Raw genomic sequence first — 26,623 nt, 5'->3', positions numbered from 1 at the left:
TAGATAGATTGTCTTTTTACACAGTGATCAATTACAATTATTATTTAGAAGATAATTTTGATATTGCAGTGATTGTACCACCTTCAAGTTTTATTCCTTTTGTAGCTGTAGCTGTCTCTGCATCCATTTTGTAAACAAAACTTCCTTGATCTGTAGTCACCCCCACATAAACAGTTTTTCCATCCATAAGAGATAAATTGCTTTTATCAGAAAAACCTAAGTCTTTAATAGTTTCAGGTAAACCTTCAATCCACTTATAAGTTTTAGTATATACGTCTAAAGAAGCGTATTTTATTACATTGCTACTGTTGTTTAACTTATCATTTTCAAGGCGAGCAATAAACTTTCCTTTACCAGCATAAACTAAACCGCTAACAAAATAACCACTTGTAGCTTTTTCAATGTCCCAAAAATACTTGTCATCAAACTCTAAAGTTTTACCGTCAATTTTTAAAATTCCCGAAGGATTAGTAGAGATTAATTCCCCTTTTCCACCTAATACATTCGCACTTGAGAAAGCATATCCATCCCCTTTTTCATCTTGAAATAAACCATTTTTAAAATAAGCACCTATATATGAACTCTTATCACTTGTGATGACTTTATCCAAATTCATACTTGGATAATCGTATACAGCCACCCAAGCAGTATTTGCAAATGAAGTTCCCCAAACATCACCCGAGATTCCTCTCATTGAGAAATATGGAGCTAATAATTTATTTCCTATTTGAGTTAACCCACTAAAGTGTGCACGCTCACCGTTATTTGCTAATTCAACTGTATTTATAATACCTTGACTTACGATGTGATCTGAATCAGTATTTACAATATACCAAGGAGCGATTTCTACACCGCTACGAGGAACTTTCCACATGACAAAGTCATTATTCATTGCTCCATATACTTGCACCGTCTCCGTGACAAAATCATTCCCCTTAACTAACTTCCCCTTATTGTTTAAAGTGTAAACTGTTACTGCACCAGGATTACCTTGTCCATATAACAAACTGTAAAACTTATTCTTTGTTGTTAAGTAATAACGATATGCTCCATCTTGCTCAATACCATTATTGCTCAAGTTTACACTTCCACTTTCGATATCCTCTACTGTTAAAAGATAGTCAGCTACACCCTCATGCTCTAAAGAAGAAGCTGCTATTACGTAGCGCTCTACGTTTTCTGTCTCATTACCTCCTGTATTGTTATCTCCATCAGAAGAACTATTATCATCGCTACTGCAAGCGATAAATCCTGTAGTTAAACTCAATACCAGTAAAGATTTAATTATTCTGCTCATACTTATATTTATTTAGATTTGTTTTAAATAAAAGCAAATATAAAGTAAAAGTTAACATAAAATCAAATTATGCGAATAATTATTTTTACTAAGTCTAAATTATACAAAAAAGGGAGGTATTCATAAGTTGAATACCTCCCTTTAATACTATTGTAAATTATTATTAAAATAACCCCTTCAAAGCGTTCATTGCCCCTCCAAGGCCTTCTTTTCCTCCTGTTAATGAATCAAGTAAGCCTTTTGAATCGCCACCTCCAAAACTACTAATTAAATCAGTAATTTGGAATCCTGACTCTCCACCTTTAGACTTGCTCACAAGGCTTTCGATAATACCAGGAATCACTGATCCAGCAAAATTCTTTGCTATTCCTTCTCCAAGACCTAACTTGCTAGTCAAACTTCCTACTAAATTTGTTATCATTCCCATAACCATAGGATTTGACATTAAATTAGATGTTCCTCCTCCCAATAGACTTGTCAATGCACCTAAATCTCCACCAGAAATACTATCCTTAAATCCATTAATAATACTATCTCCTGTTTCTTTTGTTACAGCACCTGCAAGATCTGTAGAGATACCCGCTTGGCTAATTTCTTTTGAACTTACTTGTTCAATCAATTTAGTAATCTGATCTATCATAACTTTTTTATTTGTTAAGCTAAAACTACTAAATTAATTTCTCAATAATTGCATTTTTTCAATTATTTCATCCCAGATTAACATTTTACTCACATCTGTCGAAGTATTTATATTTGGAGATAGAGAAAACGCAGGTTGCATTAAAACTTGTATAGCAGGTTTTGGCTCTTCTTCAAAACGGTCAACTCCCGCAAACAAAAGTCGTTCTTCATTTGCCATATCTACTAATGCTACCTCATTTACAGCTTCTGGATAGGCACAATTGATAACCCCCATAAGATGATGAGCTTGATCAAAAGATTCTTTATTTAATACATAACGTTCAAAGTGTCTTGTATGAACAGTCAAAAAGTGAGCATCATGAACTACTTTTTCAATTGGAGAACTATCCAATTCTACTCTAAACTGAACATTATTTGGCAATACATAATCAGCTCTCAAACTATCAATATCCTTATCACAGTACAAAACATGCATACCAAGAGCTAATGCCTTTTGAGCAACTAATTCACCTGCTTTGCTCATTCCTATTATACCCAATGTTTTCCCAGCTAATTCTATTCCAGTACTATAGGATTCTTGCAGTGATTTAAAACTGCTATCCCCTTCCAGAGGCATATTCCGATTAGACTCTTGCAACAACCTACATCCCGTAAACAAATGAGCAAAAACCATTTCAGCTGTAGCATTTGCCAAGGCTTCCTCTGCCCATACCACATGGATACCCTTTGATGAAATATAGTCAATTAATTCGAGCTCAATTGAAGTCCCTGCATACACAATCACTTTCAACTCTTTTAATTCATTTATCATTACTTTATTAAGCAAAGTACCGTTCTGCAAAAGCAATCCTTCTATTTTATTCTTATGGATGTAATTAAATAATTGTTCGTGAGCAACACGCACTTCTACAATCTCGTAACCAATTTTCTCAAGCGCTAATTTGACCTCTTGAGATATTCCATCATTAGCTAATATTTTCATCAATGACAATTAATAATAATTAGATTTTGTGTTTGACTTCCCGTAAAACCTCAACCAAAGCGGTAACGCTATTAAGAGGTAAAGCATTATACAGCGATGCCCTATATCCACCAAGAGTGCGGTGTCCACGTATATTTTTTATTCCTGCTTCAACGCACATTTCATCAAACAATTTGTCAATACTACTATGGACAAAATCAAAAGTTACATTCATTTTAGAACGAGAGTCACTTTCAGCAATACCTCGAACAAAATCAAGAGAATCAATTGCCTCATACAGAGTAGCTGCCTTCTTAATGTTGACCTTCTCAATTGCCTCTACCCCACCTAAACTTTTTAACCATCTTAAATTCAAAAGCGTAGTATAAATGGCGAATACATTTGCAGTGTGATACAAACTCCCTTTAGAAATGTGTTCTTGATAGTTTAACATATTGGGAATAAAACGAACCTTATTGTTAAGTACTCCTTTGCGAATAAAAACTACACTTAAACCAGCAGGTCCGATATTCTTCTGTGCACCAGCATAAATGACATCAATCTTGTTATAATCAAATACCCTTGAATAGATATCAGAACTCATATCGCAAACGATAGGACAATTAGCCTGTGGAACATAATCAAATTGTGTCCCATAAATAGTATTATTCGAAGTAAAGTGCAAATAATCTAAAGACGAAGTTTCTACAATACCCTTAGGAATACTCTTGAACTCATTGTTTTCAGAACTTGCTGTAATCTTGACTTGTCCAAACTGATGCGCTTGCTCAATAGCTTTAGAGGCCCATACACCAGTATTAATATAACCTGCCTTTGTGGAAAGCATATTATAAGGTATCCTCAAAAACTCCATACTTGCTCCGCCCTGTAAAAACAAGACATCATAATCCCCTTTATCCAAGCCCAAAAGATCCAAAGCTAAATGACTAACCTCATCTAATACAGCTAAAAAAGCTGAACTACGATGCGAAATAGACAAAATAGACATACCTGACCCGTCAAAGTCGATTAGAGCTTGCGCTGCTTGTTGATAAACAACTTCAGGAAGTAAACAAGGTCCAGCACAAAAGTTGTGTATTTGACTCATGTTATAAGTTTAGCAAAAATTCTAAAGTATCCACATTGTCAGCATAATCCCACAGATTAGGCTCTTGTGTCTTTCCAAAAGGAATACTTCCCTCTACTAATCCATTTGAAACTACGCACTGAATTTTTTCACTATCCTCTCTCAAACGAGATTGAACAGTATCCAAATCATCATAATATTCAAAAAACACAGAAGATATTGGCGAAGAATAACCTTTGTCCTCTTTCACAGTAAGAAAACCGTTATCTAATATTTTAAAATCGCTCATCAGAAAAACGGCTTTGTTATAATCGTAATTATTAGAATACTTTTCGTACTCAATCACATCCTTATACTCAAACATTCCTTGATAAAAACCATCAAAATTAAAACCTGTAGGAACAAACAACTTGGAAACATTACGACATCCAAGCCCATAATAAGTAAAAACGTCTTTACCTAAAGCAACCATATCCTCATGAGATTCACTACCATCTAAAACAGCAACTGAATTTCTATTCTTGCGGATTATATTGGGAACTTTGCTAAAGTAGTAATCAAAATATCTTGCTGTATTATTACTTCCTGTAGCAATAACAGCATCGAAATCCTCTAACTTACCTTCGTTAAACACAATTCTATCAGCAAAGTTTGGTTCGATAGCCATAATATACTTCACTAAAAGAGGTAAAAGTTTTTGGTCATTAGAAGATAACTTAACCACGGCAATATTACCACTCATTAAAACCGATAAGAAATCGTGAAATCCTACTAAAGGTATATTACCAGCCAAAATCAAGCCTACTTTCTTCATAGGTTCTAATGTAAAATCATACTTAGAACACCATTGATCAATATTTTCTTGCGTTAAAGCATCTGCCCATGAACGAATTGAAGTTAAAACTTGTTCTTCTGTAAACCATCCATTATAATTTACAGAACTATAAATTAATTGCTCAAATGCAGAAAAAAATTCGTCATTATGACAAACATCATTGTTTTTTATAAATTCATTTGTAGTAAATTGGCTTAAAAAAGCACCTAATTTAACAAATGTATTTTTTTTAACATCTAAATTCATATTGATTTGTTTGTGAATACTTTTGGGTGTAAATTTGCATACAAAGTTAATACATATAAAACAAAATATAAGCTATGGCAATCATTATAACAGACGAATGTATCAATTGCGGTGCATGTGAGCCAGAATGCCCTAACACAGCGATATACGAAGGAGCAGATGACTGGAGATACAAAGATGGTACAGCCCTTAATGGAAAAGTGGTCTTACCTGATGGAACAGAAGTAGACGCTGATGCGGCACAAGAACCTGTATCAGACGAATTCTACTATATCGTACCTTCAAAATGTACTGAATGTAAAGGATTTCACGAAGAACCACAATGTGCGGCAGTATGCCCAGTGGATTGTTGTATTCCAGATGACAACCACGTAGAAAGTGAAGAAACGTTATTACAACGTCAAGCCTTTTTACACAAACACTAAAATATTATTTGAGAAAAGCTGTTCCTTTCGAACAGCTTTTTTTATGTTCTTCTTACACTCCATTCTCAATTATAAAACACTAAATATTTTCTAATTGGATCGGAATCGAAATCGGATATTCGTAAAGATTACCATATAAATCTTCATCAAAATAAGTCTTGTCAATAGGCTCACTATTAACTACCTTAGATAAAGCGGCTATAATTTGATACTTGTTTTGCTCTGATAAATTGTACTTATCCAAGTCATTAAAATAAATATTCCACTTATTTGTCTTTGGGTCTGCAACAATCATCAACCTTATATTAACTTTCTCATCTTGCCCTAATTCCAAACTGGCCACTTTAAAAAGCTTGTGATACATATCACTATATAGCCTCTTAAACTTATGCTTAGGAAAATTCACTCTTGAATACTTCAGACATCCATTGTCATTGACAGTTTCTCCTTCTGAATTAAGACATTTTAGGCGAACAGAGTTTCCCTCTTTCTCCTTTTCCTCAATATATCCACCCTTGAGGAACTTTCTGCTAATCATTCTGCTGTTTCTGTAATTCTTATCTTTGAAAAAGAACACTTTTGTAGATACCAATATAGCCTCACTGTCAGCTTGACTCACTCCTCTCTTGTACTTTGACAACGTATACTGATAAACAGAGTCCTTTAGCTGAACTCCTTCATACGCTATTTTATGCTCCCATCCATCGACCGAATCCGTAGGATAAATAGCTTTAAAATAACGAGTAAATTGAGTATCCTTTTGCTGCTGAACTAATTCTTTAATCAAATCATGACCTGAGTAAACTTTATCTGTTTTATCAAACACGGCCTTTAAGCTCTGACCATACACTATGAACGAGCAAAAAATTAAGCTCATAGTAAATAAATATCTTTTCATTATAATTATTTAAACTAATTAAAAATAATAAACTTTTACAAAGATATAATTATTCGCATATTGAACAATTCAAAAATCAAACTATTCATAATAACTCTAAATAACAACCAAAGAATATTCAGACAATCTACAAGAGCTTGGTATACATCATTTACAATAAAAAAGAAAGATTGAAATGTAAATCCAACTGAAAGACCTTGATTTCACCTCAGGTAAATCTAATACGTTCATTAATCTCACTAACCTAATTTTAATGGATTAACACACCTTTATTCTCAAAAACACAAATACTATAGTAGAAATAAAATAAAAAGAATCTTATATAGTGCAAACTAAAATAAAGCAACTCTAAAACTCTATGGATATATCTGATTATAATTGATAGACTCCCCCATTTTAAACTATACTTATCAATAACTAATAAACTAATTGTACCACTATTCTACAAAATAAAGGGCTACACTTAAAAAGCAATGTTTCAAATACCTCAACCTAAAAGAACTAATTAACTATATTCATACATCAAAGAATCATTTAAAAAACTAAAACACCACTTAATTAGCTGTATATAATCCACTTAATAATAAAAAAAAACTAACTTTAAAAGAATTACAGAACTAAAAAAACGCGAATTATGAAAAATCTCAAAAGTTTATTACTCATTTTACTAACGCTAAGTAGCACATTAGCTTTTGCTTCATCTCCGACAATAAGACTATGGGGAGGTGGAATGTTTGGACTATCTATAGGTTCTATTCTTGCTGTATATCTATCGTGGAAACGCAATAAATCCATTTTATGGGCGATTATTCACTTCATCTTTGGATGGCTATATGTAATCTATAACCTATTGACAAAAAAATAAAAAAGGCGGTCCAGCATTAGGACCTCCTTTTTAATCTATTTTCATACGTGCCCAATTCAATACATCTATGTATAAGATACTGCGGCGGTAATATTTATTCTTAAAAAGATCTTGAGCTTCAACAACAAAAGAAGTAAATAGTTTTTTCTGTTGATCGGGATAAATATGTGATAACCCCTCAAATAACTTCATAAAAGAATCGTGAATAGGCGTGTGATTCTTCATCTTTAAAATAAGCAACTTATTTGCCTTCACATACTCGTCATACTTCTCATCATTTCCAGAGTCAAACTGAGCCATCAAGGATAAGATTCTCGTGTGAAACAACAAGTCCTCTTGTACAGCATGTCGGGTATTAAACAAAATCATATTGGTATACTTTAAGGAATCTTCATATTTCTTATAACCAAAATACAAAGCAGCTACTTTGAAATACAACACCAAAAAGTGATGCTCGTCTATCATATTCTTATACTCATTCAATCCTCTCTGCAATTGCTTAACGAACAACAAACTTCCATCATAAGTTTGTTTGATAAACTCAATATTCAATTTATTGCTAAACTGCAGTAAAAAAGCTTGTGAATCAATATTCTCCGATTGTGGAAAAGTGTCAACATTAAGTACGTTTTCCAATCTATTATTCCAATATAAATAGCGCTCCACAGATTTAAACATCAAAATCAATTTAAACAAATAGGAATTTCCCTTCAAGTACCAAATTGGGTGACTCTGTATCATCTTAGGGTGATTGTAAAACAAGTTAACCCACGACAGAGAATAGCGATAAGCCCCTCGATAATCTTGAATTAAAAAACACCTCCAGACATGAGCCTTGAAATACCACAGTTTTTCGCGAAAACTAAGAACGTCAAAGTTTATATCTAACAATTGATCTTTAAAATGAGAAATAATCCGTTGTTTATCCTCCTCGCTTTTCGCGTAACCAGAGGTGAGCATTTCACTGTAAAACTTAAGCGAGAGATTTGACAAACGAGTAGCATAGACATATTGTTTACTCAACCTGTCCGACTGTTCTATAAGTTCATCCGCACGCCCTGCAATACTACGGGTGATGTACTGTGACTCAATTACTTTTTCGAGTTCAATAATCTCCAGAGCTAACGTTTTTTCCTCTAAATCAAAAGCAAGTAATTTTGCTTTATCTAATATCTTCAAACTTTGTTTATGCAATCCCTTTTGATACAAAATAGTAGCAAAATCGAGCTGTTCACGAATCTGAATGCGCACGTTCTTCTTACTTGGGTTCATGCGCAAACTACTCAAAATAGAACGATACAAATTTGCTTTCAAATTTGAAAGTTGCTGTTTTGTCGTAATCCCCTGCTTTAAAATCAGTTGTTCATCGTAATATTCCATCTTATCTAAGGCATTAAACAACAAGATAAACTTTGCATCCGAATTGTTCTGAAGGCGATTTACGTATAGTGTAAACTGGCGTTTTTCAGAGCGATTAAGTGATTTTATCAAAACAAAAAGGGAGTCTTTACTATAATTTGGCATTGTAATTAATTATCTTATAATTCATTTGTTTTCAATAGTTTGGTTAAAAAAATAAATGATTAGGCATTGTATTTTAATTTACTTGACAATTTAGAAATAAATTCCAAATCTACACATTTGTTCAAAGTTATTTATAAAACCAATCATTATGAAAACGGAAAAAATAGAGATTTTTGACACTACACTACGAGATGGAGAGCAAGTACCTGGTTGTAAATTAGATAAGAACCAAAAACTATATATCGCTCAAAAACTCGACGAACTCGGTGTAGATGTCATAGAAGCTGGTTTTCCAATTTCAAGCCCAGGAGATTTTGATGCAGTACAAGCCATTTCTAAAATTGTAAAAAAAGCAAAAGTATGTGCCTTAACACGCGCTAATACAAAGGACATTGACAGTGCTGCACAAGCTTTACAATATGCACAAAAACCGAGAATACACACAGGAATAGGAACTTCAGAATCACATATTAAGTACAAGTTCAATACAAGCCAAGAAGATATTTTAAATAGAGCAGCAGAAGCAGTACACTATGCCAAAAAATATGTAGAAGATGTAGAGTTCTATGCCGAAGATGCAGGCCGTACAGATAATGCCTATTTGGCAAAGGTATGCGAAGCAGTTATTCAAGCAGGTGCTACAGTAATTAATATACCAGATACTACCGGATATTGCTTACCTGCAGATTATGGCGCAAAAATAAAGTATTTGAAAGAAAACGTAAAAGACATAGACAATGTCACCCTTTCTTGTCACTGCCACAATGATTTAGGAATGGCTACAGCAAATTCAATTGCAGGAATTATAAATGGGGCAAGGCAAATTGAATGTACGATTAATGGCATAGGTGAAAGAGCTGGTAATACGGCTTTGGAAGAAGTCGTCATGATTCTAAAGCAACATGAAAAATTGGGATTCTACACAGATATAAACAGCGTCATGTTGAATGAAATGAGTCAATTGACTTCGACAACAATGGGTATGTTGGTACAACCCAACAAAGCTATAGTAGGATCAAATGCCTTTGCACATAGCTCAGGGATACATCAAGATGGGGTGATCAAAAGACGAGATACTTACGAGATCATCGACCCAAGAGATGTTGGTATCAATGAATCAGCTATCATTCTTACTGCGAGAAGTGGACGTTCTGCTTTGGCATATAGATTTAAGAATATAGGCTATGACGTTACTAAAAAAGAACTCGACGTACTATATGACTATTTCTTAAAAGTGGCCGATGTCAAAAAAGAAGTAACAGAGAAAGATTTGTTTGCCATCATGCATACTTTTTCTCAAAATCATTTGATCAACCGTACAGCTTAAGTAAAGTAAAATGGGGAAAACAGCAAAAACACTATTTGACAAAGTATGGGATGCTCATGTAGTAGAACGCATAGAGAACGGTCCTGAAATCATATATATAGATAAACACTTAATACACGAAGTTACAAGTCCTCAAGCATTTAAGGAACTGGAAAAAAGGGGAATAGACATTTTCAGACCGAAACAAATCTTGGCTACTGTAGATCACAATGTTCCTACGCTTAATCAAGAGTTGCCTATAAAAGATGAATTGTCAAAACAGCAAGTTGAACAATTAGCTCACAATTGTCAAAAGAATGGGATTACCTACTATGATCTTGGACATCCTTATCAGGGAATTGTACATATCATCGCTCCTGAATTGGGAATTACTCAGCCGGGAATGAGTATGGTATGTGGAGATAGTCACACCTCTACGCATGGCGCTTTTGGAGCTATCGCTTTTGGGATAGGAACAAGTCAAGTTGCACAGGTATTTGCCAGTCAATGTGTACTTATGAACAAACCAAAGTCGATGAGAATAACAGTTTCAGGTAAACTATCACAGTATGTGCAACCCAAAGATGTCATTCTCTATATTATATCTCAAGTAGGTACAGACGCAGGTACAGGTTATTTCTGTGAATATGCTGGAGAGGTATTTGAACAAATGAGTATGGAAGGACGTATGACGATATGCAATATGAGTATTGAGATGGGTGCTCGCGGAGGTATGATCGCACCAGATCAAACGACATTTGACTATTTAAAAGACAAAGTATTTGCACCAAAAGCAGAAGAATGGACTAAAAAAGTTAATTATTGGAAGTCTCTGCCAAGTGATAAAGATGCAGTATTTGACAAAGAATACCACTTCAATGCAGAAGATATCCAACCAATGATTACTTATGGGACAAATCCAAGTATGGGAATTGCAGTAGATCAAACCATACCAGCTATCAAAACCAAATCTGAAGAAAGAGCGCTGACCTATATGGGGCTATCACAAGGGCAAAAATTAGATAGTATTGCGGTCAAACACATTTTTATAGGAAGTTGCACCAATGCGAGGATAGAAGACTTTAGAATAGCAGCATCTTACATCAATGGAAAACAAATTGCCAAAGACGTAAATGCTTTGATTGTTCCCGGATCCCAACAGGTAGTCCAACAAATTAAAGAGGAAGGATTAGACAGCGTATTTGAGCAAGCAGGCTTTATCATTAGGCAACCTGGTTGTTCTGCATGCCTGGCTATGAATGAAGACAAAATACCTGCAGGAGATTACTGTGTTTCTACTTCCAATAGAAACTTTGAAGGAAGACAAGGACAGGGCTCGCGCACTTTACTTGCAAGTCCACTGACAGCGGCAATTGTAGCTATTGAAGGAAAGATTTCGTACACTAAACTTTACGATTATGCAAGCGTTAATTAAATTAGAATCAACAGCTGTCCCTTTAGCGACAGAAAATATAGACACAGATCAAATCATTCCTGCTCGATTTCTAAAAAGTATTACTCGAGAAGGATTTGGAGAAAATTTATTCAAAGATTGGAGATATCATCAAGACAATACTCTCAAGGAGGACTTTGTCTTAAATGACAAAAAATATAAAGGAGAAATCCTAATTGCCGGAAACAACTTTGGTTGTGGGAGCAGCAGAGAACACGCTGCTTGGGCATTGACAGATTATGGTTTTAAAGTTGTTGTAAGTAGTTATTTTGCAGATATTTTTAAAGGGAATGCTTTAAATAATGGGTTATTACCAATCACTGTTAGTTCTGAATATCTGCACTACTTACTTCAAACAGTTCAACGAGAACCTTTGACCAAAATTAAAATTGATGTGGAGGCACAAACCATAGAAGTAAATGAACAAAAGCACAACTTTGAACTTGATCCTTATAAGAAGATATGTCTTCTACACGGATACGACGATATTGACTATTTACTAAGTCAAAAGAGCAAAATAGAAGCTTTCGAGCGCAACAACCAAAACAATTAATTATGACAAAAAGTTACCAAATCGCAGTACTTTCTGGAGATGGTATAGGCCCAGAAGTAGTAAAAGAAACTATAAAAGTATTAGACGCTGTCTCACAAACTTATGTTTTTGAGCTACATTACCACAATGCCTTAATTGGAGCAGTGGCAATAGACCAAGCAAATGAGCCCCTACCAGAGCATACTATAGCTGTATGCAAAAGAACAGATGCTGTGTTATTTGGTGCTATTGGCGACCCTAAGTATGACAATGATACCAATGCTGCAGTGAGACCGGAACAAGGTTTACTTGCCCTACGAAAGGAATTAGGGTTATTCGCCAATATTAGACCTGTCAAAGCTTACAACAAGCTAATTAACCAAAGTCCTTTAAAAGAAAATATTATTCAAAATACAGATCTAGTTATTTTTCGTGAATTAATTAGTGGGATATACTTTGGCCAAAAGAGTATATCCGCAGATGGGCGAGCTGCTTCAGACCTTTGCTCCTATTCACAAGATGAAATCGAAAACATTGCACACCTAGCTTTTCAAGCCGCAGATAAAAGAAACAAAAAACTTACCCTAATTGATAAAGCCAATGTTTTAGAAACATCGAGATTGTGGAGAAGAGTAGTGCAATCCTTAGCAGCTCAATACCCAACTGTAGAAGTTGAATATATGTTTGTAGACAATGCAGCAATGCAACTAATTTTGAACCCTAAACAATTCGACGTAATCTTAACAGAGAATATGTTTGGTGATATTATTTCAGACGAAGCCAGTGTAATCGGTGGATCTATTGGACTACTACCTTCTGCATCGATAGGAACGCACACAGCGCTATTTGAGCCTATTCACGGATCATATCCACAAGCAAAAGGCAAAGGTATTGCCAATCCAATCGCATCTATTCTCAGTGGTGCAATGATGTTAGATCACTTAGGAGAACACGATGCTGCCGAAGCGATTAGAGATGCTGTATTACACACAATTAACGAAGGAGTGCTAACTCCTGACTTAGTCAAAGAATCAACTTATAGTACAACTGATGTAGGCAATAAAATTGCCAACCACGTGCGTTTTAGAACGGGTCATCGATATCAGGATAACATGACTCACAGCAAGTCAACTATCATATAATAGTTCTTATATTGTTAAAATTATTTTTAACCTTCTAGTTTTTGGGACAAGTCTACCTCTAATCAAGGTAGACTTGTTGTTTTTTATACATTACAATAGTAGAAATGTCGGATCAGCTTAAAAAGTCTTTGAAGAAAATGTAAAAGAACAGTTCTCCCCACTATTACAAAGTGCCGCAGTACAAAAACAGTTCTTACCTTCTTTCGCAATACCCACCTTCAACAGTACTCAAATAGAAGAAATAAAAGCCTAACAGTAAAACATTTTCAAAGGAAAAGACAATTGCGCGAATCAATCTCCTTCAGTACAATTCACTTTAAACTGCTTTCACAATACGTCAGTATATGAAGACATTTTACAACGAGAAAAATCAGTCAAACTACGTATGCAATTTCTTCATTAAACTACTAAATAAACAGCTAAAGTGATATCGAGCAATTGAAACTTTACTGTAAAAGAAAACTGATTGACTACATTTTTAAGGTAGTTAGCCAAAAAACATCGCTACTACAAGAGTGATTAGGTACTAAGTTGATCGCACTTCCTTTAGGTATTCTTGCGGTATGCTAGGGGTTTTCTTCGGAAAACACCCCCTTTTGCGAGGAAAACCCCCAAGAAACTGCAAGGAAACCGCAAGAAAGTCCTAAGAAAACACTTCTACTTATTGAAGTAAAGGAGCTCATAATTAGTATCTCAGTGTTACAACCAACAAGAAAGAATTAAGATTAAGTGCATTCATTAATTCAAAAACATCAAAAAGCATTACTAAAGCACATTAGAAGCTTAAAACAAACACGACAAGCCAAATATTCATTTCTTTAGTAATTAAAACATTAATGAGACTACTGGTTCTATTAATGCTAATAACAAATTCATTCGTATTAGGTAAAGAGAAATAAGAATCAAGAGTTTATCCTTTTAAAGTAAAAGTTCATTTTACTTAGTTTTGGTCTTTTGATATGAATTCGAAATAAACTACTTTTTGTAAAGTACAAAATGAAAATAGCCCCTTAACGGAGCTATTTTTCTACCAAAAACTAAAAAATGTAAGATGCTTACACAATTTATTATTTTAAATATCTTAATCTAAGATTCGAACTGGTCTATTATCATCGTTGATAGCAACTAAGGTAAATACACCACTAACTACTTCAACGCGTTCGATATCTTTCATTTTTTCTCTAAATACATTCACGCGAATGCGAATACTTGTATTGCCAATTGACTCGACATTACCTACCATTTCAATCAGTGAACCAGCAGGTATTGGCTTTAAAAAATCAATTTTATCAGCATTGACAATTACAAAGTTCTTGCGGCAAAAACGCGTAGCTGTCATAAAAGCAGTTTCTGTCATCATCAAAATTACCCTACCCCCAAACATCGTATTATGATGATTTATTATTTCAGGAAACACCACTTTAAAAACACGTGTTTCAGCTTGTTGCATTTGTAATTCGATTGATTCAGATACTACCATTAATTCAAACTTATATTGATAAAATATCAGATGAGAAATAAAGGAACCCTATAATTAGTAAACAATAATAAATTGGGAAAGGAAACAAATGAAAAGAGAAGTGAATACAATAAAAACACCATTGTAAAAACAATGATTGCATTAAGGATATTCAACTCTGACATAAGCTCTAAACCGCGAAAGCATGGTCTACTAAAGATAGGCAGGTCTCCTGACTTGTAACATTCTTTTACCGTCCTTCCCATCTACACATAGACAGTGGAACACTATGAGGGTAAAGAATTTTAAGTTACTTACAGTTGCGCGACAGTTCGTGATTTACACACGATTCCCTTTTCGTATACAGCTAAGTATAACCTTTCTTTGTTGATATTTTAATTCCTATTTTGGAATCTTGACAGCGAAGATAAGCAAACTTTGCAAATAAACTATCTTATAGCTTAAAATTACTGACCTACCTACTGACCAATCAGAAGGACTTCTTCGCCATACAGCAAAAAAAAGAGACCCAACTGAGTCTCTTTCCAAGGCTAAAGTTGTTTTTTAAGTTCTTGTGCCTTATTGATATCTTGATAAATCTTAATCGTCTTCATCGTAGTAAATGATTTCATCTTTTCTAACATATACTTAGCATGAGTAGAATTTGCCTCGTCAATCTTTAACTTTCGCTTCTGTGACGAATTTGACCATGTATAGTAATAGGGTTGATTATTCTCTATTGCAACAGCTCCGATTGAATCTGCTATAAAATTGTAATCATTAATAGCAAAGTGATATTTGCTCTCATTGCCAAATAAATTATCCCCTGTATACGTATAAATGGTTTCAGATAGACTCAAATTAAAAAGGGTAGGAAATATATCTTTATGAGAAGATACTCTCTCTTGATCAAAATTACTTGGTTTATACTTCTCTGGAATATAAAACAAAATAGGCACACTTCGCTTGAGGAAACCTTCTTCAGGAGAATATTCGAAAACTTGGCGAATATTGTGATCTCCAGAAGCTGCTATTATGGTATTCTCACCTAATGGAGAGTTCCTAACTTCTTCAATCAACTTAGCAAGCATTGCAGCACCATATTGATGAGAGTAAAAGTTGGCATAAGCTGTTTGCTCATCAACTCTTATCTTTTGTTTTAAACTATCTGGCATGACGATAGGTTGCGTTGTGTAACTTTTAGGAACAACAAAAGGCGTATGATTACTGATTGTCAAACCAAAAATGAATTTTGGTTTTCCATCATCTACTTTCAATTTATCTAAAATGTAATCCATTAAATAACCATCGTGAACCCCCCAAGCAAATTCTTCGGCACCAGGATAGGATTCTAAAATATTATTCTTTCCTTCGATGTAATCAAAAGACTGTTTTTGAAGCATCTTATCTATATTACGCCAAGATATACTCGCTCCTGTCAAGAAATACGTATCGTATCCCTTGCTCTTAAAGGGAAGTGTAATAGCACTGCTAAAAGGAGTGTCAAAATACACAGATTGGGATATAATCGTCTTTGGTGTACCTAATATAAAATTCTCCAAAGTCTGTATCGTACCATTATAAGCTGATAAGCTATTCTTAAAATAGTATAGGTCATCTAATTGACCTGCCAGATCTCCGATAAGATTAAATTCTTTTGAATTCATGTCAAAGTAATGATTACTCATACTCTCCATCTGTAAGAATATAACATTAGGAGGATTTTGCTCTAAGAATTCACTATAGGCAGTCTTTCGCTCTAAATTATTGTCAAACAAATCAAGCTGCTCTCCTTTATAGTGCTGTAAAACACCAAGCAAACTTTCGTAACCATTAGCTTTTAATTCACTTTCAATATCGGGGTTTATCCTATTTTCCTTGCGTTCTGAGTTGGCAAACTTTAAACTATAAAGCGCATTATAACACAGTGAATTAACAAACTCATTAGCTGTAATATTGGTGTGCTCTCTGCGAAGCGTAAACACTCCTACACTTCCACGCATCCCAACAAAAACTAAAGGAAATAACAATAGTAAAACAAGTGATAAAGCTTTACTCTGTTGTATTATAGGACGTGCCAATGATTTCTTTACTCTTTTCGAAACAAATAACAACCCTACAATTGCAATCACATAAGTAATTAATATTTTGAAGATAGGATAATCCGTCCATACTGAATTCAAAACAGCTGTAGTATCATCTTCAAAAATACCGAAGAACAAGAGATTGATATGAGATTGGAAAAACTGATAGAAAAAATAGTCTATAATAATAAGTGATAAAAACACTACTAATACAAAGATTAAGTAGTACTTGATAAAGCTACCGTAAAAGCGACTATATCTTATATTAAAGCGCTTGGGTAAAAATAAAGATATAAGCCATAATAAAACAACTGGTAAAAATCCATAACAGATCGCTGAAACGTCAAAGCGAGCTCCGACAATAAAAGCCTCTATTACTCCTACCTTATATGAAGACAAATCAGTGAAATTCCCGAAGGTGATTAAAAAACTCAATCTACCGAGGAAAAAAACAAATAAAAAGTATAAAAAATACTTTAGTCCGTTTAGACTTAAACGACGGAACAAATCTAAATTCATTACAAAAATTGTTTTACTTTTTTTCAAAAAGCAAAAGTAACAATAAGATAACATTAAATTAATATTGTTTCCACATTCTTTTCTTTCCTATATTTGAAGTGCTTACGAACAAAAAGTAAAATATTTTTAAAAAAGGTTTTGTAAGAGAAAAAAGACTTTATATATTTGCACTCGGTTTTGGGGATACGTATCTTTCAAAGCTGATCATGAAATAGTTAAAATTTAAGATTTAAAGATAAAAGCAATGAGCAAGAGAACGTTTCAACCATCAAATAGAAAAAGAAGAAACAAACATGGTTTCATGGATAGAATGTCTACTCCTAACGGTAGAAAAGTATTAGCTGCAAGAAGAGCTAAAGGAAGACATAAATTAACTGTTTCTTGTGAAACAAGACATAAAAAATAATGTTTTAAGAAAGCATAAATAAAGGTGTTACTATTGTTCGTAACGCCTTTTTTTATACTCTGTCTTAACGCAACGCACAATATCACATCACACACACACTACAACACTAAACTTACTTTATATTTAATTTGTTTAATTTATAAAGTAGAAAAACAACACAAAAATGCCTAAAGACACTTCTATCAAAACGGTACTAATCATTGGTTCAGGACCAATTATTATCGGACAAGCTTGTGAATTTGATTACTCAGGTTCACAGTCAGCGAGATCATTAAAAGAAGAGGGAATTAAAGTTATCTTGGTTAACTCTAACCCTGCTACAATTATGACTGACCCTTCTATGGCAGATCATATTTACTTAAAGCCATTAACAACAAGATCGATTATCGAAATTCTTGTTGCACACCCAGAAATTGATGCTGTATTACCAACTATGGGAGGACAGACAGCATTAAACCTTTGTCTTGAATGTGACGATAAAGGAATTTGGGCTGACTTCGGAGTACGTTTGATTGGAGTGGACATTAATGCAATTAACATCACTGAAGATCGCGAGCAATTCAAACAACTTTTAGAGAAGATAGACGTTCCTGCAGCTCCTGCAAGTACAGCTACTTCTTTCTTAGAAGGAAAAGAGATCGCTCAAAAATTTGGTTTCCCATTAGTTATTCGTCCTTCTTTTACCTTAGGAGGTACTGGAGCTGCTTTCGTTCACAAAGAAGAAGACTTCGACGATTTATTAACCTATGGACTAGAAGCCTCACCTATCCACGAAGTTTTAATTGACAAAGCTTTACTTGGGTGGAAAGAGTACGAATTAGAATTATTACGCGACAAAAATGATAACGTAGTAATCATCTGTACTATTGAGAATATGGACCCTATGGGTATCCACACTGGAGATAGTATCACTGTAGCACCTGCTATGACATTATCAGATAGAACATTCCAAAGAATGCGTGACCTATCAATCAAGATGATGCGTAGTATCGGTAACTTCGCAGGAGGATGTAACGTACAGTTCGCTGTATCACCAGACGAAAAAGAAGATATCGTAGCTATTGAGATTAACCCACGTGTATCTCGTTCTTCTGCATTAGCTTCTAAAGCGACTGGTTACCCTATCGCTAAGATTGCAACTAAGCTTGCCTTAGGATATACGCTTGATGAATTACAAAATCAGATTACTAAATCTACTTCAGCTTTGTTCGAGCCGACTTTAGACTATGTAATCGTTAAAATACCTCGTTGGAACTTTGACAAATTTGAAGGTGCTGATAGAACATTAGGTCTTCAAATGAAATCTGTAGGTGAGGTTATGGGTATCGGACGTTCGTTCCAAGAAGCTTTACACAAAGCAACTCAATCATTAGAGATTAAACGAAATGGTTTAGGAGCAGACGGTAAAGGATACACTAACTATGATCAAATTATCGATAAACTTACTCACGCAAGTTGGGATAGAGTTTTCGTAATCTATGATGCCATCCAACACGGTATTCCATTAAGTAGAATTCACGAAATCACAAAAATAGACATGTGGTTCTTAAAACAATACGAAGAACTATACATGTTAGAAAAAGAGATTTCTAAATATACATTAGAAACATTGCCGAAAGATTTATTACTTGAGGCTAAACAAAAAGGGTTCGCTGATAGACAAATTGCTCACATGCTAAATACACTTGAGAGTAAAGTTCACACATTACGTGATGAAATGAATATTCAACGTGTGTTTAAACTTGTAGATACTTGTGCGGCTGAGTTCCCTGCTAAAACTCCTTACTACTACTCTACTTTCGAGGCTGAAATCGAAAGACCTGACGGCACGCGTTATGTTTCTAACGAAAGTGTTGTTTCAGATAAGAAAAAAGTAGTGGTATTAGGTTCAGGACCTAACCGTATCGGTCAAGGTATTGAATTTGATTACTCATGTGTACACGGAGTATTAGCTGCTGAAGAATGTGGATACGAAACAATTATGATTAACTGTAACCCAGAGACAGTGTCTACTGACTTTGATACAGCGAACAAATTATACTTCGAACCAGTATTCTGGGAACATATCTATGACATCATCCAACACGAAAAACCAGAAGGGGTAATCGTACAGTTAGGTGGTCAAACAGCGCTGAAACTAGCTGAAAAACTCGAAAAGAATGGTATTAAGATCTTAGGGACTAGCTTTGACGCATTAGACTTAGCAGAAGACAGAGGTCGTTTCTCTGAATTATTAGAGCAACTAGATATCCCATTCCCTCAATTCGGGGTGGCCAAAACAGCTGAACAAGCATTAAAACTTGCAGATCAATTAGACTTCCCTCTATTAGTAAGACCTTCTTATGTATTAGGAGGACAAGGAATGAAGATCGTTATCAACAAAAAAGAATTAGAAGAGCACGTAATCGAACTACTGAACTCTATTCCTGGTAACTCATTATTACTTGACCATTATTTAGCAGGAGCTATTGAGGCTGAAGCAGATGCTATCTGTGACGGTGAGAATGTACACATCATCGGTATTATGGAGCATATAGAACCATGTGGAGTTCACTCAGGTGATAGCCATGCTATGTTACCTCCATTCAACTTAGGAGAGTTTGTATTAAACCAAATAAAAGACCACACACGCAAGATAGCAGTTGCTCTTAAAACAGTTGGTTTAATCAATATTCAGTTTGCAATTAAAGATGATATTGTATACATCATCGAAGCAAACCCAAGAGCATCGAGAACAGTACCATTCATCGCAAAAGCGTATGGAGAACCTTATGTAAACTACGCTACAAAAGTAATGTTAGGACACAACAAGGTAACAGATTTCGACTTTAATCCACAGTTGAAAGGATATGCTATCAAAACACCAGTCTTTTCATTTAATAAGTTCAAAAACGTAAATAAAGCTTTAGGCCCTGAAATGAAATCAACAGGAGAGAGTATCTTATTTATTGAGAACTTAAGAGATGATCAGTTCTATGAAATCTATTCTCGTAGAAAAATGTACTTAAGTAGATAATCTTTAAGACTTAAATATTCAAAAAGAGGTATATGTAAAATATACCTCTTTTTTTTGCGATAAAGCTTAGCAATACTTTTTCCTACAACCCAAGATATAATTGTTATTTTTGACCTTTATCAATAAACCATCCTCTTATGTCACATGAAATTCTTGTTGCATTATTAGCCATACTAATCGTTCTTGCTTTTTTTATCGGTAGATCATCGAAAAGAGATCAACAAGGAACCAGTGAAGAAACTATAAAATTAAAGGCCGAAAATGAGTTTCAAAGTAAACTTATTACCCAATTACAACAAGAAAAAAAACAGGTCGAAGAACAAGCAGACCTATTTCGATTGGACAATCAAGAACTAATTGCCCGTATATCTATTCGAGATACAGAATACAACAATCTAAAAGAGCGATTAGAAGTACAACAAAAAGAAACTATTGCACTACAAGAAAAGTTCTCTAATGAATTTGAAAATTTAGCTAATAAAATTTTAGAAGACAAAAGCGAGAAATTCACCAAACAGAATAAAGTGAATTTAGAATCACTGCTCTCCCCTCTACAAGAAAAGATAATGCACTTTGAACAAAAAGTAGAGCAAACCCATAAAGAAAGCATAGACCACCACGCTGCATTGCGCCAACAAATCTTTGGTTTACAACAAATGAATCAAAAGATGAGTGAGGAAACCATTAACCTAACCAAAGCTTTAAAAGGCGATAATAAAATGCAGGGGAATTGGGGTGAAATGATTTTGGAAAGTGTATTAGAAAAATCGGGCTTAGAAAAGGGAAGAGAATACGAAACACAGCAAAGTTATACTTCCGAAAATGGCAATAGACTGCAACCAGACGTAGTTATTCACTTACCAGATCAACGTCATATGGTTATCGATTCAAAAGTATCACTTATTGCCTACGAACAATATATAAATGCAGTAGATGAAGATCAACAAAAAAAATATCTACACGAACACCTCTACTCTATAAAAAGACATATAGATGGCTTATCAGAAAAGAATTACTTTGAGCTTTATAAAGGCACAAGTCCTGATTTTGTATTGCTTTTTATTCCAATAGAAACAGCATTTTCTATCGCCATTAATGCAGATAATACACTATACACAAAAGCTTTTGAGAAGAATATTGTCATTGTTACACCTTCTACGCTATTGGCAACACTACGCACCATTGAATCAATGTGGACCCAGAGAAAGCAACAAGAAAATGCGTATGAAATAGCAAGACAGGCAGGGTTATTATATGACAAGTTTGTTGGTCTTACCAATGACTTAAGTAAAATAGGAAAGAAATTAGATGAAACGAAGAACGAATATGACAGCGCCTTCAACAAACTTAGCCAAGGAAAAGGAAACCTTATCACTTCTGTACAAAAACTCAAAGAGATGGGCGCTAAAGCTAAAAAGAGTCTTGATCCTTCTTTTACAAATCGAATAGACTATTCTGACGACATAGAATAACACAATTCACAACTCAAAGGTATAAGTAATCTTATACCTTTTTTATTTGCCTCTACTATTCCTGTGAGATACTAAGCCAACATTTCTCTTAAAAGTTAAATGACTATATGATCATAAATCAACAATAATGATTTAGATCAATGACATTATAATAAACCTTATATCCTTACACATTACGCAACAAAACTTATAAAATTAAGATTATTACGATAAATAAAAATTGTTTTTCTATTATAAATCCATTAGAAATTTTTTAGTGTACATAGGATAACGTACTTTTGCATCACTAATAAAAAATAAAGATTATTTAATATTTAAAAACTTCAATCTATGACATTTAAAGATTTGCACCCAGCCGACATAGCTGAAGCTATCTCTGAGATGAAGAGAAAAGAGCGAAACCTTGAATTTCTAAAGCTTTCTCCTGATCTGAAGGTCGAAGTATTCTCATTTTTAGATATAAATATACAAGAGGAGATTGTTCGCAGTATGACTCAAGAGGATTATGCGGAAGTTTTAAATAATCTTGAACCAGATGACCGTACTGAATTACTTGAAAATTTTCCTGATGAGTTAATCAAATACTCTATTAACTTACTGAATGCGGAAGAAAAACAGATAGCGCTTAACCTAATTGGATATAATGAAGATAGTATTGCGAGGTTAATGACGCCCTTGTATATACAAACAAAGGCGAATAGAACTGTCAAACAAGTCTTTCAACACATTAAAAAATACGGTAAAAAAGCGGAGACTTTAAACTATATTTATGTAGTCGATGATCACAATCGATTAATTGATGACTTAAAAGTTGGAGAATTACTTCTTGCAGAAGAAGATACACTTATATCTGAATTGATAGATAGTAATTTTATTGCTATAACGACAACTACACACACAGAGGAAGCATTTGATATTTTTGAAAAATACGATCGCTCTGCTTTACCTATTATAACGGAAAAAGGAGTATTAGTCGGTATTGTTACATTCGATGATATCTTAGACGCTATTAAAGATAGGGATACAGAAGATATTCAGAAGTTTGGGGGGATGGAAGAATTAGATCTTTCGTATACTCAAACACCATTATTTGAATTAGTTAGAAAAAGAGCCGGTTGGTTAATTATCCTTTTCCTTGGAGAAATGCTTACAGCATCTGCAATGGGACATTTTGAAGATGAAATAGAAAAGGCAGTAGTATTAGCCTTATTCGTTCCACTTATCATTTCCAGTGGAGGTAACTCCGGATCTCAAGCAGCCTCATTAATTATACGTTCTATGGCCTTAGGAGAGCTAAAAATAAGCGATTGGTGGTATGTAATGCGCAAAGAACTTGCATCAGGAGTAATGTTGGGAGGTATCTTAGGTATTATAGGTTTTGTTAGAATTCTTATTTGGCAAAAATCGCACATTTATGACTATGGTGAACATTGGGTTTATGTAGGACTAAGTGTTGCAGTTTCCCTTCTCTTTATTGTTTTATGGGGAACGTTATCAGGCTCACTGATTCCATTTATCTTGCGAAAACTTGGTATGGACCCAGCAACTGCATCCGCTCCGTTTGTAGCAACCTTAGTAGACGTTTCTGGATTAATCATTTACTTTACAATTGCAGCAATGTTCTTAACAGGAAAAATATTATAAAAATACAGGTTAACAAAAAAGGTGTAAGTACTTGAATACTTACACCTTTTTTTTGTTACCTACTGTTGAGGAAGTGTTCTATATGGACTTAATATCTTTCCTTCTCCTGTCATAATAGGAGAAATTTCTCTGTTGTAAATTTCAGAACTGACATCCTTATCATACACTTCAACACTTTTTTTGTATGCTGTCTTATAGTCATTTGATTTAGCACTTAAACCAACTTTACCACTACAAGACGAAACGATAAACGCTATTACGCTAAGTTTATATAAGATACTCATACTATTGACTATCAAAAAGTTAATACACTCAAAGATAGCAATAAATATAAATTATACTTCCTCTCTAAAATTGACCTTTTTCATATTTGGCAAAAATGCAGCAATGATACCTATTAAAGGTAAATAAGCACAAATATGATAAATAGTCTCAATAGAAGTATGATCAGCCCACCATCCTAAAACAGCAGAACCTAAACCTCCCATACCAAAAGCAAAACCATAAAACAATCCAGATACCATACCTATCTTTTTAGGTAAAAGTTCTTGCGCATAAACTAAAATTGAAGGGAAAGCAGATGACAATATAAATCCGATAATAACAATCAATATTCCAGTCCAAAAGAGATTTGCAAAAGGCAATAAAATAGTAAATGGTGCAACACCAAGCACTGAGAACCATATAATATACTTTCTTCCTACTCTATCTCCAAAAAAGCCACCAATCAAAGTACCAGCTGCTACAGACAGTAAAAAATAGAACAAGTAAACTTGTGCTTGTACTTCGCTAATTCCAAAGCGTTCCATAGTGTAGAATTGGAAATAACTCGAGATACTCGCTACGTAAAAATACTTTGAGAAAATCAATAAAAGCAATACAATAATTGACATATTCACTCTAAGCTTAGACAACTCAGGTATGCGGATTACTTTCTTCGCTTTTGATGCTTGGTGAACCAATACTTTTTTATACCAGTTACCTATAAACATATAAAAGAACTGGGCGATAATAGCTACCACTACAAACCACAATAAGTGTTGTTGTCCATGTGGTAATACAAGCCAAGCTACTAATAAAGGAGCTAAGGCAGTTCCAGTGTTTCCACCGATCTGAAATATAGATTGGGCTAAACTTCGTTTGCCTCCAGATGCAACATAGGATACTCTTGATGATTCTGGATGAAATATAGAAGACCCTATACCTATTAAAATAACTGCACATAACACCATCGCATAAGATGGAGCATAACTCAATAGTATCACACCTAACATACTGCATATCATACCGAATATTTGAGAGTAAGGCTGAGGATGTTTATCTGTATAACTACCAACTAAAGGCTGCAATAAAGAGGATGATAATTGAAAGCAAAAGGTAATCATACCAATTTGAGCAAAACTCAAGTTATAATTATCTTTCAACATAGGGTAAGCTGCAGGAACAATAGCTTGTATTAAATCATTGCATAAATGTCCAAAACTAATTGCAAGCAAAATTGGATAAACAGTGCGCTGTGCTTGAGTTTGTTCGTTTATCTTACTTATCACTCTACTTGGCACACTTAATAAGTTATTCATATTTGATTATTTAAAATTGGGAAAAGCAAAGGTAGTATATACAGCCTAAGAACATAATTTGATATTCTTAAATTATACGAACGGATAATTTTACTACATTTACTTTTTATCAACTACAAAAACTTATTACCGTGCACACATCAAACCCTCATCCAAACAAATCAGCTTTACAAGAAAATGAAGGTATTGAACAACCAAATATTACCAATGCACAGGCAATTAAGCGATTTCAGGAAAGAAGAAGAAAGAAAATCAATACTGAAGAAATAATTAATCGCATCATTCAACAAGACAAAGTAGCACTCAGCCAAGCCATTACTTTAGTAGAAAGCTTAAATTTACAGCATCACAGTCAAGCAGAACAAATTATTCAAGGCTGCTTACCCTATGCTAATAAGTCTATTCGAATCGGAATAACTGGAGTTCCTGGTGTAGGTAAAAGTACTTTTATTGAAGCTTTTGGTAAACTACTCACTTCTTTAGGTAAGAAGGTTGCTGTTTTAGCCATTGATCCCAGTAGCAGTGTCACTGGAGGAAGTATATTAGGTGATAAAACAAGAATGGAGGACCTTGTAAAGGATGAGAACGCCTATATTCGTCCTTCAGCATCGGGAGATAGCTTAGGTGGAGTTGCTCGAAAAACAAGAGAAAGTATAATCCTATGTGAAGCTTGTGGATTTGACACAATCCTTGTTGAAACTGTTGGTGTAGGACAAAGTGAAACAGCAGTACACAGTATGGTTGACTTTTTTCTATTGCTTAACCTCGCTGGCGCAGGTGATGAATTACAAGGAATAAAAAGAGGTATTATGGAAATGGCTGATGCTGTTATTATAAACAAAGCTGATGGCGAAAATATCAATAAAGCCCATCAAGCTAAACTTGAATACAATAGAGCTCTACACCTATTTCCAAAGAAAGCATCTGATTGGACTCCAAAAGTACGTACATGCAGTGCCTTGCAAAACACTGGTATATTGGAGGTTTGGAATCTTATACAAGATTACATCAATCTGACCAAAGAAAATACTTATTTTGAAAATAGAAGAAAAGAACAAAATCAATATTGGATGATGGAAACTATTAATGAAAATATATTGATGCGTTTTTATAATGACCCTATAATCAAACAGCAAATTGTACACAATAAAAAAGCAGTGCAAAATAGTGAGATATCACCTTTCGCAGCTGCTCAAGATATTTTAAAACTTTATTTCAAAGAATAAGCTT

Annotated in this window: 22 protein-coding genes and 1 riboswitch; of the genes, 11 read left to right on the top strand and 11 right to left on the bottom strand. The window is 34.2% G+C overall.

The window, feature by feature from the left end; translation table 11 throughout:
* Positions 1-40: 40 nt before the first annotated feature.
* The 5 genes from NWE55_RS11735 to NWE55_RS11715 all read right to left on the bottom strand — a co-directional run bounded on the left by NWE55_RS11735 (position 41) and on the right by NWE55_RS11715 (position 5,068).
* Positions 41-1,297: a DUF4374 domain-containing protein gene (locus NWE55_RS11735; RefSeq protein ID WP_155091711.1), complete on the bottom strand. Its 1,257-nt coding sequence runs from the start codon at positions 1,295-1,297 to the stop codon at positions 41-43.
* Between the two features lie 163 nt (positions 1,298-1,460).
* Positions 1,461-1,937 (bottom strand): hypothetical protein, encoded by a 477-nt coding sequence (locus tag NWE55_RS11730; RefSeq protein WP_155091712.1) that lies wholly within the window; start codon positions 1,935-1,937, stop codon positions 1,461-1,463.
* Positions 1,938-1,970: 33 nt separating this feature from the next.
* Positions 1,971-2,921, bottom strand: a complete 951-nt coding sequence (locus tag NWE55_RS11725; RefSeq protein WP_155091713.1) for an NAD(P)-dependent oxidoreductase — start codon at positions 2,919-2,921, stop codon at positions 1,971-1,973.
* Between the two features lie 19 nt (positions 2,922-2,940).
* Entirely contained in the window at positions 2,941-4,008 is a 1,068-nt protein-coding gene (serC, locus tag NWE55_RS11720; protein ID WP_155091714.1) for a 3-phosphoserine/phosphohydroxythreonine transaminase, read from the bottom strand.
* A gap of 1 nt (position 4,009) precedes the next feature.
* On the bottom strand, positions 4,010-5,068 hold the full coding sequence (locus NWE55_RS11715) for an acyl-CoA reductase (protein ID WP_155091715.1): 1,059 nt from the start codon (positions 5,066-5,068) through the stop codon (positions 4,010-4,012).
* A 74-nt stretch (positions 5,069-5,142) separates the two neighbouring features.
* Here NWE55_RS11715 and NWE55_RS11710 point away from each other — a divergent pair, with 74 nt between their 5' ends.
* Complete coding sequence (locus NWE55_RS11710; protein WP_155091716.1) at positions 5,143-5,493, top strand: 4Fe-4S dicluster domain-containing protein; 351 nt, start codon at positions 5,143-5,145, stop codon at positions 5,491-5,493.
* A 79-nt stretch (positions 5,494-5,572) separates the two neighbouring features.
* On the opposite strand, the gene NWE55_RS11705 is transcribed toward NWE55_RS11710, so the two are convergent.
* Complete coding sequence (locus tag NWE55_RS11705) at positions 5,573-6,370, bottom strand: hypothetical protein (protein WP_160339397.1); 798 nt, start codon at positions 6,368-6,370, stop codon at positions 5,573-5,575.
* 655 nt (positions 6,371-7,025) lie between these two features.
* On the opposite strand from NWE55_RS11705, the gene NWE55_RS11700 reads away from it, so the two are divergent.
* Positions 7,026-7,256, top strand: coding sequence for a hypothetical protein (locus tag NWE55_RS11700; protein WP_155091718.1), 231 nt, complete (start codon positions 7,026-7,028; stop codon positions 7,254-7,256).
* Positions 7,257-7,286: 30 nt separating this feature from the next.
* Here NWE55_RS11700 and NWE55_RS11695 read toward each other — a convergent pair whose 3' ends face one another.
* The gene (locus NWE55_RS11695; protein WP_155091719.1) at positions 7,287-8,780 is read right to left on the bottom strand and encodes a hypothetical protein; all 1,494 of its coding nucleotides are present in this window, start codon (positions 8,778-8,780) and stop codon (positions 7,287-7,289) included.
* A gap of 148 nt (positions 8,781-8,928) precedes the next feature.
* On the opposite strand from NWE55_RS11695, the gene NWE55_RS11690 reads away from it, so the two are divergent.
* The 4 genes from NWE55_RS11690 to leuB are packed head-to-tail and all read left to right on the top strand — an operon-like array spanning position 8,929 to position 13,213.
* On the top strand, positions 8,929-10,107 hold the full coding sequence (locus NWE55_RS11690) for a 2-isopropylmalate synthase (RefSeq protein ID WP_155091720.1): 1,179 nt from the start codon (positions 8,929-8,931) through the stop codon (positions 10,105-10,107).
* A 10-nt stretch (positions 10,108-10,117) separates the two neighbouring features.
* Complete coding sequence (gene leuC, locus NWE55_RS11685) at positions 10,118-11,521, top strand: 3-isopropylmalate dehydratase large subunit (RefSeq protein WP_155091721.1); 1,404 nt, start codon at positions 10,118-10,120, stop codon at positions 11,519-11,521.
* Complete coding sequence (gene leuD, locus NWE55_RS11680; protein WP_155091722.1) at positions 11,505-12,092, top strand: 3-isopropylmalate dehydratase small subunit; 588 nt, start codon at positions 11,505-11,507, stop codon at positions 12,090-12,092. Before leuC ends, leuD begins: the two co-directional genes overlap by 17 nt.
* A gap of 2 nt (positions 12,093-12,094) precedes the next feature.
* Positions 12,095-13,213: a 3-isopropylmalate dehydrogenase gene (gene leuB, locus NWE55_RS11675; protein ID WP_155091723.1), complete on the top strand. Its 1,119-nt coding sequence runs from the start codon at positions 12,095-12,097 to the stop codon at positions 13,211-13,213.
* 1,081 nt (positions 13,214-14,294) lie between these two features.
* Here leuB and NWE55_RS11670 read toward each other — a convergent pair.
* Both NWE55_RS11670 and NWE55_RS11665 read right to left on the bottom strand, forming a co-directional pair.
* Complete coding sequence (locus tag NWE55_RS11670) at positions 14,295-14,693, bottom strand: acyl-CoA thioesterase (RefSeq protein ID WP_155091724.1); 399 nt, start codon at positions 14,691-14,693, stop codon at positions 14,295-14,297.
* A 184-nt stretch (positions 14,694-14,877) separates the two neighbouring features.
* Positions 14,878-15,069, bottom strand: a riboswitch (cobalamin riboswitch).
* A 154-nt stretch (positions 15,070-15,223) separates the two neighbouring features.
* On the bottom strand, positions 15,224-17,275 hold the full coding sequence (locus tag NWE55_RS11665; protein WP_155091725.1) for an LTA synthase family protein: 2,052 nt from the start codon (positions 17,273-17,275) through the stop codon (positions 15,224-15,226).
* A 244-nt stretch (positions 17,276-17,519) separates the two neighbouring features.
* On the opposite strand from NWE55_RS11665, the gene rpmH reads away from it, so the two are divergent.
* From rpmH to mgtE, 4 genes are all read left to right on the top strand, one after another.
* Positions 17,520-17,681: a 50S ribosomal protein L34 gene (rpmH, locus tag NWE55_RS11660; protein WP_006256972.1), complete on the top strand. Its 162-nt coding sequence runs from the start codon at positions 17,520-17,522 to the stop codon at positions 17,679-17,681.
* A 163-nt stretch (positions 17,682-17,844) separates the two neighbouring features.
* On the top strand, positions 17,845-20,697 hold the full coding sequence (gene carB / locus NWE55_RS11655) for a carbamoyl-phosphate synthase large subunit (protein WP_155091726.1): 2,853 nt from the start codon (positions 17,845-17,847) through the stop codon (positions 20,695-20,697).
* A 137-nt stretch (positions 20,698-20,834) separates the two neighbouring features.
* The gene (locus NWE55_RS11650; protein WP_155091727.1) at positions 20,835-22,169 is read left to right on the top strand and encodes a DNA recombination protein RmuC; all 1,335 of its coding nucleotides are present in this window, start codon (positions 20,835-20,837) and stop codon (positions 22,167-22,169) included.
* A gap of 330 nt (positions 22,170-22,499) precedes the next feature.
* Positions 22,500-23,813 (top strand): magnesium transporter, encoded by a 1,314-nt coding sequence (mgtE, locus tag NWE55_RS11645; RefSeq protein WP_155091728.1) that lies wholly within the window; start codon positions 22,500-22,502, stop codon positions 23,811-23,813.
* 59 nt (positions 23,814-23,872) lie between these two features.
* Here the strand turns inward: mgtE and NWE55_RS11640 are convergent, their stop codons facing one another.
* Together NWE55_RS11640 and NWE55_RS11635 are read right to left on the bottom strand one after the other, a co-directional pair.
* The gene (locus NWE55_RS11640; protein ID WP_155091729.1) at positions 23,873-24,097 is read right to left on the bottom strand and encodes a hypothetical protein; all 225 of its coding nucleotides are present in this window, start codon (positions 24,095-24,097) and stop codon (positions 23,873-23,875) included.
* Positions 24,098-24,148: 51 nt separating this feature from the next.
* Positions 24,149-25,393 carry an MFS transporter gene (locus NWE55_RS11635; RefSeq protein WP_155091730.1) on the bottom strand — a complete coding sequence of 415 codons (1,245 nt, stop codon included), beginning with the start codon at positions 25,391-25,393 and terminating at the stop codon, positions 24,149-24,151.
* Positions 25,394-25,524: 131 nt separating this feature from the next.
* Here NWE55_RS11635 and meaB point away from each other — a divergent pair, with 131 nt between their 5' ends.
* Positions 25,525-26,619: a methylmalonyl Co-A mutase-associated GTPase MeaB gene (gene meaB, locus NWE55_RS11630; protein WP_258204077.1), complete on the top strand. Its 1,095-nt coding sequence runs from the start codon at positions 25,525-25,527 to the stop codon at positions 26,617-26,619.
* The last annotated feature ends 4 nt before the right edge of the window (positions 26,620-26,623 follow it).

The organism is Myroides albus, assembly GCF_024722315.1.
In the GTDB taxonomy this organism is placed as follows: domain Bacteria; phylum Bacteroidota; class Bacteroidia; order Flavobacteriales; family Flavobacteriaceae; genus Flavobacterium; species Flavobacterium album_A.
Note: the sequence above shows the minus strand (reverse complement) of the source record. Positions and strands in the feature narration are given on the sequence as shown.

What these genes read in the sequence shown, in the direction of transcription:
- NWE55_RS11735 (WP_155091711.1), bottom strand. Translation starts at nt 1,297, where the DNA reads ATGAGCAGAATAATTAAATCTTTACTGGTATTGAGTTTAACTACAGGA.
- NWE55_RS11730 (WP_155091712.1), bottom strand. Translation starts at nt 1,937, where the DNA reads ATGATAGATCAGATTACTAAATTGATTGAACAAGTAAGTTCAAAAGAA.
- NWE55_RS11725 (WP_155091713.1), bottom strand. Translation starts at nt 2,921, where the DNA reads ATGAAAATATTAGCTAATGATGGAATATCTCAAGAGGTCAAATTAGCG.
- serC (WP_155091714.1), bottom strand. Translation starts at nt 4,008, where the DNA reads ATGAGTCAAATACACAACTTTTGTGCTGGACCTTGTTTACTTCCTGAA.
- NWE55_RS11715 (WP_155091715.1), bottom strand. Translation starts at nt 5,068, where the DNA reads ATGAATTTAGATGTTAAAAAAAATACATTTGTTAAATTAGGTGCTTTT.
- NWE55_RS11710 (WP_155091716.1), top strand. Translation starts at nt 5,143, where the DNA reads ATGGCAATCATTATAACAGACGAATGTATCAATTGCGGTGCATGTGAG.
- NWE55_RS11705 (WP_160339397.1), bottom strand. Translation starts at nt 6,370, where the DNA reads ATGAGCTTAATTTTTTGCTCGTTCATAGTGTATGGTCAGAGCTTAAAG.
- NWE55_RS11700 (WP_155091718.1), top strand. Translation starts at nt 7,026, where the DNA reads ATGAAAAATCTCAAAAGTTTATTACTCATTTTACTAACGCTAAGTAGC.
- NWE55_RS11695 (WP_155091719.1), bottom strand. Translation starts at nt 8,780, where the DNA reads ATGCCAAATTATAGTAAAGACTCCCTTTTTGTTTTGATAAAATCACTT.
- NWE55_RS11690 (WP_155091720.1), top strand. Translation starts at nt 8,929, where the DNA reads ATGAAAACGGAAAAAATAGAGATTTTTGACACTACACTACGAGATGGA.
- leuC (WP_155091721.1), top strand. Translation starts at nt 10,118, where the DNA reads ATGGGGAAAACAGCAAAAACACTATTTGACAAAGTATGGGATGCTCAT.
- leuD (WP_155091722.1), top strand. Translation starts at nt 11,505, where the DNA reads ATGCAAGCGTTAATTAAATTAGAATCAACAGCTGTCCCTTTAGCGACA.
- leuB (WP_155091723.1), top strand. Translation starts at nt 12,095, where the DNA reads ATGACAAAAAGTTACCAAATCGCAGTACTTTCTGGAGATGGTATAGGC.
- NWE55_RS11670 (WP_155091724.1), bottom strand. Translation starts at nt 14,693, where the DNA reads ATGGTAGTATCTGAATCAATCGAATTACAAATGCAACAAGCTGAAACA.
- NWE55_RS11665 (WP_155091725.1), bottom strand. Translation starts at nt 17,275, where the DNA reads ATGAATTTAGATTTGTTCCGTCGTTTAAGTCTAAACGGACTAAAGTAT.
- rpmH (WP_006256972.1), top strand. Translation starts at nt 17,520, where the DNA reads ATGAGCAAGAGAACGTTTCAACCATCAAATAGAAAAAGAAGAAACAAA.
- carB (WP_155091726.1), top strand. Translation starts at nt 17,845, where the DNA reads ATGCCTAAAGACACTTCTATCAAAACGGTACTAATCATTGGTTCAGGA.
- NWE55_RS11650 (WP_155091727.1), top strand. Translation starts at nt 20,835, where the DNA reads ATGTCACATGAAATTCTTGTTGCATTATTAGCCATACTAATCGTTCTT.
- mgtE (WP_155091728.1), top strand. Translation starts at nt 22,500, where the DNA reads ATGACATTTAAAGATTTGCACCCAGCCGACATAGCTGAAGCTATCTCT.
- NWE55_RS11640 (WP_155091729.1), bottom strand. Translation starts at nt 24,097, where the DNA reads ATGAGTATCTTATATAAACTTAGCGTAATAGCGTTTATCGTTTCGTCT.
- NWE55_RS11635 (WP_155091730.1), bottom strand. Translation starts at nt 25,393, where the DNA reads ATGAATAACTTATTAAGTGTGCCAAGTAGAGTGATAAGTAAGATAAAC.